Annotated in this window: 9 protein-coding genes; 8 read left to right on the forward strand and 1 reads right to left on the reverse strand. The window is 55.2% G+C overall.

Translation table 11 applies throughout. From position 1 onward, the window contains the following. The first annotated feature begins 832 nt into the window (after nucleotides 1–832). On the forward strand, nucleotides 833–1,195 hold the full coding sequence (locus Pla52o_RS01945; RefSeq protein ID WP_231612025.1) for a hypothetical protein: 363 nt from the start codon (nucleotides 833–835) through the stop codon (nucleotides 1,193–1,195). A 55-nt stretch (nucleotides 1,196–1,250) separates the two neighbouring features. Continuing rightward, nucleotides 1,251–3,692 carry an efflux RND transporter periplasmic adaptor subunit gene (locus Pla52o_RS01950; RefSeq protein ID WP_146592892.1) on the forward strand — a complete coding sequence of 814 codons (2,442 nt, stop codon included), beginning with the start codon at nucleotides 1,251–1,253 and terminating at the stop codon, nucleotides 3,690–3,692. Here Pla52o_RS01950 and Pla52o_RS01955 read toward each other — a convergent pair. Further along, complete coding sequence (locus Pla52o_RS01955) at nucleotides 3,645–5,639, reverse strand: TolC family protein (protein ID WP_146592893.1); 1,995 nt, start codon at nucleotides 5,637–5,639, stop codon at nucleotides 3,645–3,647. The genes Pla52o_RS01950 and Pla52o_RS01955 overlap by 48 nt on opposite strands. Nucleotides 5,640–6,322: 683 nt before the next feature. On the opposite strand from Pla52o_RS01955, the gene Pla52o_RS01960 reads away from it, so the two are divergent. The 6 genes from Pla52o_RS01960 (at nucleotide 6,323) to Pla52o_RS01985 (ending at nucleotide 13,995) form a co-directional block, all read left to right on the forward strand. Beyond that, nucleotides 6,323–7,918: a serine/threonine protein kinase gene (locus tag Pla52o_RS01960; protein WP_146592894.1), complete on the forward strand. Its 1,596-nt coding sequence runs from the start codon at nucleotides 6,323–6,325 to the stop codon at nucleotides 7,916–7,918. A 154-nt stretch (nucleotides 7,919–8,072) separates the two neighbouring features. Then, nucleotides 8,073–9,284 carry a lysophospholipid acyltransferase family protein gene (locus Pla52o_RS01965; protein ID WP_146592895.1) on the forward strand — a complete coding sequence of 404 codons (1,212 nt, stop codon included), beginning with the start codon at nucleotides 8,073–8,075 and terminating at the stop codon, nucleotides 9,282–9,284. 140 nt (nucleotides 9,285–9,424) lie between these two features. Beyond that, on the forward strand, nucleotides 9,425–10,525 hold the full coding sequence (ald, locus tag Pla52o_RS01970) for an alanine dehydrogenase (protein WP_146592896.1): 1,101 nt from the start codon (nucleotides 9,425–9,427) through the stop codon (nucleotides 10,523–10,525). A gap of 11 nt (nucleotides 10,526–10,536) precedes the next feature. After that, complete coding sequence (locus Pla52o_RS01975; RefSeq protein WP_146592897.1) at nucleotides 10,537–11,715, forward strand: aminotransferase class V-fold PLP-dependent enzyme; 1,179 nt, start codon at nucleotides 10,537–10,539, stop codon at nucleotides 11,713–11,715. 44 nt (nucleotides 11,716–11,759) lie between these two features. Continuing rightward, nucleotides 11,760–12,776 (forward strand): arsenosugar biosynthesis radical SAM (seleno)protein ArsS, encoded by a 1,017-nt coding sequence (gene arsS / locus Pla52o_RS01980; protein ID WP_146592898.1) that lies wholly within the window; start codon nucleotides 11,760–11,762, stop codon nucleotides 12,774–12,776. A 70-nt stretch (nucleotides 12,777–12,846) separates the two neighbouring features. Then, a complete protein-coding gene (locus Pla52o_RS01985; protein WP_146592899.1) occupies nucleotides 12,847–13,995 on the forward strand; it encodes a methyltransferase domain-containing protein in 1,149 nt (382 codons plus the stop codon). Nucleotides 13,996–14,094: the final 99 nt, after the last annotated feature.

The following is a 14,094-nucleotide window of genomic DNA, read 5'->3' on the forward strand; positions in this document are numbered from 1 at the left end:
GCCCCCCCCCAAACGGTAGAATCGGCGAATCTTAACGGGCTGTTTCTGCGTACCCCATTGTGGTTGCCCGCACGTAAACCTAAGCACGAAAGTCGATGCGATGAAAAAGTTCAAACTGGAACGACTTGAGGATCGAATTGCACCTAGTAAGTTTTCTTCTGGGGGAGGGTCGGGAGGATCGGGAGGCCATAGTGGCTCTGGATCGGGAAGTGGAAGTGGGTCGAAGGGCAAGAGTGGATCCAAGGGCAAGAGCGGGTCGAAGAGCAAGAGCAAGAGCAAGAGTGGATCCAAGGGTAAGAGCGGATCGAAGAGCAAGAGCAAGAGTGGATCCAAGGGTAAGAGCGGATCGAAGAGCAAGAGCAAGAGCGGATCCAAGGGTAAGAGCGGATCGAAGAGCAAGAGCAAGAGCGGATCCAAGGGTAAGAGTGGATCGAAGAGCAAGAGCAAGAGCGGATCCAAGGGCCGGTAGGGGGCATTGGATTTTGTCCGCTACAGTCCAATCGTAAGTAGATCGTTGCCGCCGTTGTCTCAGCTTGACGGATCGTCTTGTCCTGGCGGATCGGTTTGCTCGTTCTGCGAACATGATTTTGAGGGTGGAGGAAGGAGCTTGCATGCGGCTCTTTCTTCCACCCTGTTTTGGATTCCCTGTCGCACGGTTCGGTATGTGAACCCCAAGCGACGTTCGTTTCTTACGGGTGAGCGGTCGATGAGTCGCAACAACAAGAGCAGCAAATCAAAGAAGAGTCGAACGAGCAAAATCAGGCAGGTTCCCGAAGCGTGTTCGCGATGCACACGTAATGGAGAAGCCTTCTATTGCTTTAAGAAGAAATTCGTGTTCGACATTGACATGGCCCGAACCATGGTGGGCGAGGGTCGAGAGACCTTCGAGCTCGAACCGGACGACGTCGACTATTCGGTAGACCGTGCTGAAATCAATGAAGGGCATCTGGAGCACGTCGACCCTAGCATCCCAGGGATTGTGGGGCATGTGTTTTATCCGGATGAAGATGGAACGATCGTGCATGCGCACCGGCTGATTGATGGTCACCATCGCGCCACTCGGTGTCGTAATGCGGGGTTGCCGTTTCACGTTTATGTGTTGAGTGAGGAAGAGAGCATCGCAATTCTGATACGTTCACCGAAAGGTTCCAAACCGGAACACCTTGTTTCCGTACCTCAGCCTGTCCTCGAGTGATTGTTCGTGTCCCCGGGATGAACAACCTCAATGCTCCCGCTGTGGCCACCGTCCCATGAGCACTGAAACCCCCGTCGCTAGCGAGATACCGCCCTCCCTAAGTGATGACATACGCATGTCCAAACCGGACCAAGACGGGGTTAGGGTGGTGAAGAGCGAGCGTAAGAATCGTTATATGCGATTGGGGCCTCAGGAATCATTCTTGCTGTCGATGCTCGACGGCAAGACGACTTACGGCGAGGCAGCGGCGCGGTTTGAGTCGAACTTTTGCGAACCGATCTCCTTCGATGAATTCGGTGAATTCATCACGTTGGTTAAACGCGAAGGGTTGCTGCAACGCCGCTCCGCCAAAAAGTCAAGCGTGCAAGCCAACAAGCGGTTGGGAGTAAGAGAACTTTTTCGCCGCAGCGTCAAGGCTGCCAAAAAGCAGAGCCCGTTGTTTTTCCGGGTCAAACTCTACGATCCCAATTTGACACTGAATTGGTTGGAGCCCAAAACGCGATGGCTGTTCAGCCCGGTGTTAGCGGTCGTCGCGCTCGTGACGGGCATGATGGCCATGGGCACCGTGTGGATTGAACGCGATCAGTTTGTCCAACAATTTTCCGCCAACTTTGGCTGGCAGGCGTTGCTGGTCGCTTGGCTGACGGCGGTGGTGATCACGATCTGTCATGAATTTGGTCATGGACTTGCCTGTAAACGTTACGGGGGGGATGTCCATGAAATGGGGGCGTTGTGGATTTTTTTTACACCCTGTTTCTACTGCAACGTTTCCGATGCGTGGTTGTTGCCGAGTCGTTGGCAGCGACTGCTGATCAGCTTGGCGGGGACCTACGTCGACTTTTTGGTCTGGATAGTGGCGGTGGGGATTTGGCGAATCACGTCGCCTGAGAGCGTGTTGAATTTTGCCGTTTGGGTGATCGTGTCGACGTGTGGATTACGAGTCGCATTTAATATGAATCCATTGATGCGGTTGGACGGTTATTATGCACTGTGTGATTTGCTTCATATGCACAATCTCCGTCGTCGGGCGCGAGACCGTTTTGTTGGCTATGGGCGGTGGTGGCTATGGGGAGGCGCGAAGCCGGAGCCCAGTCGTGAACACACTGCATTGTTTTTGTACGGAATGGCGAATTGGATTTTTGTCGTTGGCTTTTTGAGCGTGATGAGCTTCCAGGTGTCGTTGTATCTGCGCTCGATGATGGGGTTTGGCGGCGTGGTGGCAGCCTTCGGTTTCTTTTCCGTGCTGACGAAGAGTTATTTCAAAGGAACTCTTGGGGAGAATTTCAGTACCATGTTTCGCTCACGTAAACTCCGCGTCTTGCTTTGGTTGGCCGGGATCGCTGGCATCCTAGCGATCCCGATTCACGATCGTGCTGGCGGTGAATTTCATGTTCGTCCGGTGGTTCGTCGTGAAGTGCGCGCTCCGATCGCGGGTTTTCTGCGCGAGATTCATGCCGATGAAGGCGATCTCGTCGCCGACAATTCGCTCTTGGCGATGATCGAGGTTCCTGAATTGATTAGCAATATCGCCCGTAAAAAATCGGAGATTGCGGAATCCGAAGCGATGTTGCGTCGTTTGAATTGTGGTCCTCGCCAAGAAGAAATTGACGATCAAAAAGAACGCATCGAGCGCGCAAGGCATTGGAAAGAATTGGCGGAGAGTGACCTCGTCAAATCACGTCTAAGTTTGAAGCAGGAGTTGGAAGCGCTCGACTTGTCGGTTCAACGTGCCAAGGCTCAGGCGGATTATCGCAGCGAAATTTTGAAACAAATGCAGGCGTTACATGATCGCGGCGGATTGGCCGGACAACAATTGTTAACGCATCAACAAAAACAAATCGATGGGATGCTCGATGCCAGCCAAGCGGTTGCAGAGATGCGCGCGCGCGAGGCGGAGGGAGTGATTAGCTTTGAAGCGGAATTGGCACGCCGCGAGAAAGAATTGGCCGATGCCGTCGCCACGCTGACGTTGCTCGAAGCCGGTTCCCGGCGTGAAGATATCGACGCCGAAGAGGCCCATTTGCAGCGTTTAAAGGAAGAACTCAATCACTTTGTGCACCAGCAATCCAAGGAAGCGGTTCGCTGTCCCGTGGGAGGCACCATCGTGACGCCACGGCTAAAGGAGAATATCGGCGTCTTTGTCGAGCGTGGAACGCCACTCTGCGTGATCGAGGATTTGAAACAACTTGAGGCGGAGATCTCGGTTTCGGAAAAAGACGCTCGCGTGCTCGTGACCGGACAACCGATCACGCTTCGGCCTCGGTCGCTTCCGTTTGTCAGCATCAATGCATCGGTCGATCGGATCGCCCCGGCGGCACAGCCCAATTTAGTCAACGCGACGCGAACGGTGACAGTCTATTGCACCGTCGACAACCGCGACGGAGCCTTGCGCACCGGGATGAGCGGTTTTGCAAGAATTCGATCGGAAAAACATTCACTCGGCCTGCTTCTATTCAATGCCGCGGCGCGATTGCTGAGGACGGAGTTCTTGTTGTAAGCGGTGCGGCGGATCGGATGTCGTTCCTTGAACGGCCTCGGTAAATCGATCGAAGTCGTCGCTAGGCCAAAGTTCATTGCGAACGGGATGATTGGCAACCGGTTCAGCGTTTTTGGGTAGTGCCAGCGATTGACGGCAAGGGTCGCCAAGGTAATCGATGGCAAAAAAGTCTAGCAGCGTGCCCTTGAGTTCTTCGTAACGCACGATCTCGAAATTGTATTTCGTCAACGTTTCGGTAACCGCGATGGCGGCATCGGTGCGGGCGCGAATGGCGCGATAGTAATCATCAAGGTACGGCAGCATCCAATTGCTGTCGCCCGCATCGGGTGCCGGATTTTGATAACGCAAGCGCGCTCCGCGAACCCATTCGTTGGCGGCTTCGAGTTCGAGTTTCGCTTGTTCGTACTCGAGATAGGCGTAATGAATCGTTTGCGCCGATTGGCTCAATTCATAGGAAACCGAAAACATTTGTTGTTCGAGCAACCGGCTGGCACGCACCAATTTTACTCGTGCTTCCTGGGCCGACGCAGTCGCTTGACGCAGGCCCACCGGCATCGCCAAGGAGACGCCGAGTTGAAGGTCGGTGAATTCGGCGGTGCTCATTTGCTCGAGTGCATTGCCGAGATTCTCGCCGAGCCCGTTCAGCCGGTAGAGCGCAGTGAAATCGAGGTCGGGTTTGCGTTGGTTGTTGCGGACCACGACTTCGAGTCGGCGAATGCTGATGTCCAATCGGCGTTGGACCACATCGGGGCGGTTGTCCAACGCTTGGAAGTAAGCGAGCTGCGGATCCATTTCAATTTTCTGGTGCGTGGGCTGCGTGATCGCAACCAATTTGCCTCCCGCACTAGGAGCCAACTGGATCAAATTCCGCAACCGCAATTCACTCGAGGCGAGCTCGGATTGCAAGCGAATGTACTCTTGTTGATAGGCATGCAATTGGGCGCGCGCCTTCGCAACATCGGCTTGGATGACCAATTTTGCACTCAACGATTCCTGCTGAATCCGCACGATCTCTTCCAAGATCGGGATGACCTTTTGGTATTCGGCCACGGAGACCTGAGCGAGGTATAGATCCCAGAAGGCCTCGGTAACGCTACGAACCGATGACATCAACGAGTCTTTGAAATCCCATGCGGATTGTTCGACTTCGAGCCGCGCGACTTGGATCGGAGCCGTGTTGACGGGCACCCCCGCATTGCGAAGCAGCGGTTGGCGAAGCGACAAAGCGAGCTCGCTCACGTAGGTGGGATTGAATCCCGATGAACTCGAACCGGGCACGAATAAATAGCCCGGGCTTGGGTTGTAGGCTGCCGAGACGGTTCCGCCGTGCGATAACGGCTTTGACAATCCAGCGGTGATTGCCGCTTCGTCACGGCTTTCCGGTTTGGAGAGCCCGGGGCCAAAGAAGGCGTTGGGGGGATTGTTGAATTGGTTGCTGTAAAATTGTGACTCAAATCGCGTGTCGAATGCCGCCAACGCTGCCCGCAGACGCGCTTCGGACGCTTCCACATCATAGAAGGTCGTCACCGCCGTCGTGACGGTTCCGCCCGTCGTCACTCGCGCGATCCGGGATCGATCCAGACTCGTTTGTAGTGCTTCATGCAAGCTGATTTCGCGTTCCGAAGCCGGTGCGGCTACGGACGCAGACGCGGTTTCGGAATCGTCACCGTCGTGGACGTCCGACGGGCTCTCCCCGGCGTCGCGTTTTTCGTCCTCCGTCGAGGATGCTGCGTTGGCGGGGGATAGAATCGCTGTCGAGGCGAGCTGAACCGGCGGCTCGGGAATGGAAGTTGAGCGACGTGTTTGCTCGGAGTGTTGTTGATTTGAGCGCAGCGCCAGCCCCATGTAGGCTTGGTCGCGACGCCAAGCCCAGCGATCGAATCCATGGCAACCCGAGACCACGGTGACCAGCATCAGCATCAGCAGGAGTGTTTTTTGACGGATCATAATGCGATGGGCACGATACGTTTGGCCTTGCACGACTGGCCTTGCACGATACGTTTGGCCAAGGGGGGGCAGCGACTGGTGAACCGGGGGATATCTGTTTAGTCGAGTCGCAAGCCGCGTTAGTCAAAGGAAAAGGAGGGCTTTTCGTTGCACTGTGCAGCGCGGGTGCGGCATAACCGGGATGTTTTGCCCAACTTTCCACAGGGGCGTACAAGGCCAGGCGAGGCGGTTGCGTTCAGCGCTCTCCGTTGCCGAGCGGATGCCAGGCAACGTTTTGGCCCCGTTGCCAAGCCGATGCCGGGGAACGTTCTGGGACGAGACTTTGTTCTGTGCCGAGACTCCGTGCTGGGCCGAGACTTTGTGCTGGGCCGAGACTTTGTGCTGGGCCGAGACTCCGTCTGGGGGCGAGGCTCGGCTTCGCGTCCGAAATCATCCGGTCCGCGCTCGATCGGCAGCTTGCAGTCGAGCGGGGGTTGGCGGGCCGAAGGAGCGATCCAATCAGGGGCGTCGCAGTCAATCCGTCAATGGCAGGTGGAGATTCGTTCATTCATCGAGACGACGAAAAAACGAAAAAATAGCGTATTGTGGATTTTCGGCTACGATAAGGTTACTCGCATGGTTCATAAATTGTTATGCTCGTTCGCCCGTGCCATTAACAACCTGAAGGAAGACGTCGGGACGTTATGTCCAAGATTTCCACGGAAAAATTTCTCGAAATGGTCGAGATGAGTGGTCTCATCGAGCAGGTGACATTGAATCGCTTGTTAGAGAAGGTCCGCGCAAAGTGTGAAGGGCAACTTCCTTCGGATGCGAACAAACTCGCGACGCTGTTCCGCAAGCAGGGTTTATTGACCCAGTGGCATCTCGATAAATTGCTGGTTGGGAAATACAAGGGCTTCTTTCTCGGCAAGTACAAGCTGCTCGGTCACATTGGTTCCGGTGGAATGAGTAGCGTCTACTTGGCTGAGCACATGCGGTTGGGTGACAAGCGAGCCATCAAGGTGCTGCCCAAAAAACGGGTGCATGACGCGACATACCTGGCTCGATTTCAACTCGAAGCCAAAGCGATCGCATCGCTCAATCATCCCAACATTGTCCTGGCTTACGACATCGACAATGAAGGCGACGTGCACTACATCGTGATGGAGTACGTCGACGGCATCGATTTATTGATGCTCGTCAAGCGTGACGGGCCGCTCGATTTTTCGACCGCGGCCGATCTGATTGCCCAGGCGGCTCGTGGACTCGATCATGCCCACTCCAAAGGGGTGGTGCATCGCGATGTCAAGCCCGCGAATTTGTTACTGGACTTGAACGGCAGTGTCCGTTTGTTGGACATGGGATTGGCCTTGGTGGCGTCCGGCGATGAAGAGTCGTTGACGGTTGCGAACAACGAGAACGTTTTAGGGACCGCCGATTATTTAGCCCCCGAACAGGCGCTCAACAGCCATACGGTCGACCATCGTGCGGACATCTACGGACTCGGTTGTACCTTTTATTATTTGTTAACGGGCCAGCCTCCATTTAACGATGGCACCTTGGCCCAACGGATTGCCAAGCATCAAACGGAGATGCCGCAGTCGATTCGCCAATTACGTCCTGAATGTCCGGGCGAATTGGAAGGGATCTGTGTCAAGATGATCCAGAAAGATCCCAAGTATCGTTATCAACATGCGGGGGAAGTGGCTGAGGTGCTCGAGCGTTTTGTCGCCCGAGTTCCTAAGGGGCAAAAAGTAACATCCGGTTTAGGCGAGTCCCCTGTCTTTGATGACGACTCCGGTTCGTCGTCGATTGGCTTTGATGACTCTGGGATCTCAGCGAGCCAAGGCGATACGATTTCGAATAAGTCGGGCGATACGATTTCGAGCTCTCGTGCAAAGTTGCTCCAGAGTGAAGGGATCAGTAGCAGCGATAGTGGGCGTTTGGTCAATGTTCGCCCGCGGCCCGATTTGGTGGGAGGAAGTTTCATTGACCTGCAGGCCGAGTCGGGCTACCGACCCAATAGTGGAATCTCGACCCCACAAGGAGATTCGGGCAGCGAATTCGCTCGTTTTCCGCCCGCATCCTCGGGGCGTTCGAGTGTGCATGTGGGGGGCGATTCGGATATCTACAATGCCTCGGGCAGTCGCATCGGCAATGGCAGCGGGCGGAGCACGGGGGCCTCGCGGCGTAAAAACGAGACCTCGGTCGATCCGCTGTTGTTGGGGGCGCTCGCGTTTGCGTTATTCGTGGTTGCCATTGCGATCGGCTTCTATTTGGCTCGCATGACCTCAACCTGATCCGCGTGTGGAGACTCACACGGCACCCATCATGGGGCCACGCTCGCTAGCACCGTCTGGCGATGCAAGTGGTGAAGCGATATCGTTAACGACGCATCGCCGTGATCTTGTTTTGCGGAATTATTTCGAATACTGCGAGTAGAGTTTCAACAACGTGACCGTGATTCTCGATCGGCCGTATCAGTTTGTGCCACCGAGCCGTGGCAATTTGTGGCCCGCACTCATTCAGCGTTTTCGCGTCGTCGATCACTATCTGCGGAAAAAAGAAGGGGTGGTTTCTTACGAATGCCGCAATCTCGACGTGTTTCAGCAGTCACTCGCGCGCGGTGACGGAATTCTGCTGGCTCCGAATCATTGTCGGTACGCGGATCCATTGGTGATGGGGTGGCCCGCTCGGCATGCCAAAACGCCCGTCTATGCGATGGCGTCTTGGCATTTGTTCAACGAAAGCTGGTTTGATTCCTTCGCAATTCGCCGGATGGGAGCGTTTAGCATCTTTCGCGAAGGTTCGGACCGCAAAGCCCTCGATACGGCGATTGAGATCTTAGCCGCAGCCGAGCGACCGTTGATCGTCTTTCCCGAAGGCACGACCAATCGCACCAACGATGTGCTCAAGCCGTTGCTCGATGGGGTCACCTTCATGGCCCGCGCCTCCGCCCGGCGGCGAGCCAAGCAACAAGGTGGCAACGTGGTCATGCACCCGATCGCGATCAAGTACCTGTGCAAAACCAAGATCGATCCTTGGGCCCATCACCAATTGTCAAGAATGGAATCCCATTTGGGATGGACGACATCCCCGAGTCGATCCATTCGTCAACGCACCATCCGTTTGGCCGAGGCGCTCTTGGGGTTGCGCGAAGTTCAGTACCTGGGCAGCTCGCGCGCCGGGGAACTGCACCAACGTCGCGATGAATTGATCGAGTATCTTTTGAGTACGACGGAAACGCGTCTGCAGATGCCGTCGAGTGATCCCGATGTGCGAACCCGAGTCCGTGCCATTCGCACGAAGGTTTCGGCAAAGTGGTTTACTGAGAATCCGGATGAACAAGAAAGGTTGCGGCTGCGGAACGACGTCGTTGCCGCCGACTTGGCTCAAGAATTAGTCTCGTACCCCAATTGTTATCTCGAGTCCGCCGATGTGACTGATTCACGGATCGTGGAAACGATCCAGCGGATGCAGGAGTCATTGTGGGGTAAAGCCGACGTCGGCATTGAGCTGCACGCGGTGATCGAATTCGATTCGGAGATTGCGATCCCCGCGGAAAAGGCGCCGCGCGGTGTAGAGGATCCGTTGATCACCGAGCTGCGAGATCGATTGTCCAGTATGATCGCCCGGTTGTCTAAAGAATCGCGTCCAATCGATTGAAAAATGCGTTCGCAATCGACGGGGGCGGAGATCAGTCGTACATTGATTCAATGTGATATGCTCAGTCGTTGTGATCTGGGACCGCTTTTGTGCCAGCTCTTGCGAACTTGAATTGGCCCGATCTTGAATAGGAATTCGAAATGATCATTGGCGTACCAACCGAAGTAAAGAGCGACGAATATCGTGTTGCGATGTTGCCCGTGGGGGTCGAGGAATTGGTTGCTCGCGGTCATCAAGTGTTGATTCAGTCCGAAGCGGGGCTGGGCTCGGGGCTGCTCGACGATGACTACCGACGATACGGTGCAGAGCTCTGTACATCGGCGGATGAGATTTTTGAACGCGCCGATTTGATCGTGAAGGTAAAAGAGCCTCTGGTCCAAGAGTATGCCAAGGTGCGTGCCGGCCAGATCGTGTTTACCTACTTCCATTTCGCTGCCAGCCGCGAACTGACCGAGTCGATGCTGCAAAGTGGTTCGACGTGCCTGGCCTACGAAACCTTGCGTGACGAACAAGGGCACTTGCCGTTGTTGACGCCGATGAGCGAAGTGGCGGGGCGGATGAGTATTCAGGAAGGTGCCAAGTACCTGGAAAAACCTCAGCAGGGACGAGGCATCTTGCTTAGCGGGGTGCCTGGCGTCGCGCCGGCGCACGTCACGATCCTGGGCGGCGGTGTGGTCGGGGCCAGTGCCGCCAAGATTGCTGCGGGCTTCGGGGCCGATGTTGCGATCCTAGACGTAAATTTGGATCGCTTGAGATATCTCGACGATATCATGCCCGCCAACGTTAATTGTTTGTATAGCGATCGACACACGATTCTCGCCCAACTCGAACGAGCCGACTTGGTGATCGGTGCGGTGTTGATCCCCGGAGCCAAGGCACCTCAATTGGTTCGCGCCGAGGATTTGAAGCGGATGAAGCCCGGCAGCGTCGTGGTTGACGTCGCCGTGGATCAAGGAGGGTGCATCGAAACGAGTCATCCCACGACTCATAGCAATCCCACGTATATCGTTGACGATGTCGTGCATTATTGTGTCGCCAATATGCCCGGCGCCGTGGGGCGAACGAGCACCTTTGCACTCTGCAACGCAACGTTTCCCTGGCTGATGCGGATCGCAAACCAAGGCTGGATGACGGCCGCGAAAAATTTTGCGCCGTTGCGTTCGGCTGTCAATATTCATCAAGGCAAGCTGGTCAATCAACCGGTCGCCGATGCGTTTGGATTGCCCTGTGAAGCCCTTTAGGCTCGGATGATATGAAGCAACATTGGAAAATCGATCCGCGCCTTGACTTTCTCAATCACGGATCGTTTGGAGCGGTGCCGACGGTCGTTTTGCAAGCTCAGCAAGCATTTCGCGATGAGTTGGAAAGCGATCCGATTCGTTATCTGGCGCCTGAGCGAGAGTTAGAGCCCAAGTTGGACTATGTACGCGACGTGCTGTCGGAATTGATCGTTGCCGATGCCGCCGACCTCGCCTTTGTGCTCAATGCCACCGCCGGGGTGAACGCCGTGCTACGTTCATTTCCCTTGCGTGATGGCGATGAAATCGTGGTCACCAATCATGGTTACAACGCCTGTAACAATGCGGCCCACTACGCTGCCGAGCGCGCGGGCGCCATCGTGCGTACGGCCGAGATCCCCTTTCCCGTTGGCGGTCCTGGGCAAGTGGTCGATGCGATCGAGCAACAGCTAAGTGATCGAACTCGGATGGTCATGGTTGATCACGTGACCAGTTCCACGGGGTTGGTTTTTCCGGTCCAAGCGATTACCGATCTCGCTCACGCTCGCAACATTCGTGTGCTCGTGGACGGGGCGCACGCGCCCGGCATGGTCCCGTTGAATCTTGCCGAACTTGGCGTGGACTACTACACCGCGAATCATCACAAGTGGTTGTGTGCTCCAAAGGTGTCGGGTTTTTTGTGGGTGCACCCGCAATGGCAATCCGAAGTCCGGCCGACAATCATTAGCCATGCTGCGAATCGGCCGCGCCCGAATCGTTCCCGTTTTCTTGCTGAGTTCGATTGGCAGGGAACGTTTGATCCGACCCCGTTAGTGGCGTTGCCCCATGCGATCGAATTTTTGCAATCATTTTATGCGGGCGGGATCGATGAATGGATGGCAATTAATCACAACCGAGCGTTAGATTCGTTAGCGTTGTTATCGGCGGGGTTGGGGATCGATGTCTCAACGCCCGCAGAGATGATCGGCAGCCTCGTTACGGTGCCGCTACCACTCCACGCCGGCTCAGAAGCGGGAAACGCAAACGACTCGCTTCAGCAGCGGCTTCGTGAACATTATCGAATCGAATGTCCGGTTTTCGCCGGGATCGAACCTGAATCGCAACTGCTGCGAATTTCGCTACAAGCGTACAACGATCTTGAACAGGTCAAACGATTGGTCGTCGCACTTCGTCAGGAGCTCGATGTAACCTGAGGATGTGGATGGATTCGTTTGTTTTCTCACTAGAGTTGGAATTGATGACTTCGTTATTGCCTATTATCGACGCTGGCTTGCCGCTGGGAATTGTTGAGCCGTTTGGAAAACGTTTGGCGGCATCAAATCAGACTTTGGTGCGACATGCGCTCACGGATCTGCAAGTCAATCTCGGCAAACTTTGTAATCAAGCTTGTACGCATTGTCATGTCGAAGCAGGTCCGACCAAGACTCGTGAGAACATGGATCAGCGCACGGCGAACCGCATGCTCGAATTGGCGTTGCAGTGCGATTCGCTTACTACCATTGATTTGACGGGCGGTGCTCCCGAAATGAATCCCGTTTTTCGTGACTTGGTGGTGGCGTTTCGCAAGCGAGGATTGCGAGTGATTGATCGTTGTAATTTGACGATTTTGTCCGAGCCCGGCTACGAATGGGTTGCCGATTTTTTAGCCGAACATCAGGTCGATGTGGTGGCATCATTGCCATGCTATTTGCAGGAAAACGTCGATCGCCAGCGAGGGCGAGGTGTGTTTGACCGCAGCATCGATGCACTCCAGCAATTGAATCAACGCGGCTACGGAGTCGAATGCTCGGGATTACGGTTGGATCTTGTCTTCAATCCGACCGGGCCATCGCTGCCGCCGGACCAGACCCAACTCGAGCAAGATTACAAACGCGAGTTGCTCGAACGGTTTGCAATCCGATTCAATCATTTGCTGGCGATCACGAACATCCCGATTAAGCGTTACGCAACGTATTTGCAAAAGGCGGGGAAATTCGAGGAGTACATGCATTTGTTGGCCGACCACTTCAATCGCTCCGCGGCCGATCGGGTGATGTGTCGATCGCTAATTTCGATCGGCTGGGATGGAGCCATTTTTGATTGCGATTTTAATCAGATGCTCGAGCTTGCTCCCGCTTCGCTCGATCGGCCCACACTCTGGTCGATCGACTCATTCGACGATTTTGTGTCGATGAAAATCACCGTCGGGGATCATTGCTATGGATGCACCGCCGGAGCGGGAAGCAGTTGCGGCGGCGCGATCGTGCAATCGTAAATGCCGTGACCAAGCGTCGCCCTCTCTGCGTTTTCAGCCGCCTCACTTTTAAATGACAATGGAAAAAATCATGTCCAAGATGCTTGATACCGAACATGCCGTGACGTCACGTTACTCGGCAGCAGCCAATGCGGTGGAGCCGGCCCTGTGCTGTCCCGTTAATTATGACGCGCGCTATTTGCAGGTCATTCCTAACGAAGTCATCGATCGTGACTATGGTTGTGGCGATCCGTCACAGTACGTTCGCGAGGGCGAGACGGTGTTGGACCTTGGCAGCGGTGGCGGCAAGATTTGCTTCATCGCCTCACAGGTGGTTGGTGCCTCGGGGCGTGTCATCGGTGTCGATATGAATGACGAAATGTTGGCGCTCGCCCGCGGCAGCCAACCGGTCGTCGCCGCCGCGATTGGCTACGACAACATCACCTTTTGTAAAGGTCGCATTCAAGACATGGCGGTCGATCGCGATGCCATCGATCGCCATTTGCAATCGAACCCGGTCACGAACGAGTCCTCGTTTCGCGCCCTGGAATCGTTCATCGCGGAGCAACGTCGTGTCAACCCGATGGTTCACGACGAGTCGGTCGACGTGGTGGTTAGCAATTGCGTGTTGAATTTGGTCGATTCAGCGGAAAAGCCGAAGTTGTTTGCGGAGATCTATCGGGTGCTGAAAAACGGCGGACGCGCGGTCATTAGCGACATCGTGTCCGATCAACCGGTCCCCGAGCACCTGCAACGAGATGCCGAGTTGTGGAGTGGTTGTATTTCGGGGGCGCTACAAAACGAAGCGTTCGTCAACGCCTTTGTGCAAGCCGGCTTTGATGGAGTCGAAGTGGTTGTGCGGCAAGAAAAACCGTGGCAAGTCGTCGAAGGTATTGAGTTTCGATCGGCGACCGTGATCGCATACAAGGGACAACCTGAGGATGCGTCCGGTGCGGTTTGCGATGACCAAGTGATGTATCGCGGACCCTTCGCCACGATTCATGACGATCAAGGAGTCGAATATCGACGTGGTGAGATGACCGCAGTCTATCCAAACACGTTCGCCAAGTTGTCACGCGAGCCGTACGTAGACCACTTCATTTGTGTTCCTGCGACAAAGCAACAGGATGCCCCCGGCTTGCCGATCGCCGAACCGGCGCGAACGTTTCCATTGCAAAGCTCGGCGGATCGTTTGCCTGGTGGATCGGATGCCTGCTGTGACTCGGGCGATTGTTGTTAGTCCCCGATCATCATTGACTTCGTTGTTGTGGCTTTTCGGCCTGGCCACAATGATGTGACCTGGAATGGACGCGGTGCCGGCATACTGCGCCTTGTCACC

Source organism: Novipirellula galeiformis (genome assembly GCF_007860095.1).
Taxonomy (GTDB): Bacteria; Planctomycetota; Planctomycetia; order Pirellulales; family Pirellulaceae; genus Novipirellula; species Novipirellula galeiformis.

Excerpts from the sequence above, each read along its gene's own strand:
- arsS (WP_146592898.1), top strand. The coding sequence starts at position 11,760 with ATGACTTCGTTATTGCCTATTATCGACGCTGGCTTGCCGCTGGGAATT.
- Pla52o_RS01975 (WP_146592897.1), top strand. The coding sequence starts at position 10,537 with ATGAAGCAACATTGGAAAATCGATCCGCGCCTTGACTTTCTCAATCAC.
- Pla52o_RS01955 (WP_146592893.1), bottom strand. The coding sequence starts at position 5,639 with ATGATCCGTCAAAAAACACTCCTGCTGATGCTGATGCTGGTCACCGTG.
- Pla52o_RS01950 (WP_146592892.1), top strand. The coding sequence starts at position 1,251 with ATGAGCACTGAAACCCCCGTCGCTAGCGAGATACCGCCCTCCCTAAGT.
- ald (WP_146592896.1), top strand. The coding sequence starts at position 9,425 with ATGATCATTGGCGTACCAACCGAAGTAAAGAGCGACGAATATCGTGTT.
- Pla52o_RS01985 (WP_146592899.1), top strand. The coding sequence starts at position 12,847 with ATGTCCAAGATGCTTGATACCGAACATGCCGTGACGTCACGTTACTCG.
- Pla52o_RS01960 (WP_146592894.1), top strand. The coding sequence starts at position 6,323 with ATGTCCAAGATTTCCACGGAAAAATTTCTCGAAATGGTCGAGATGAGT.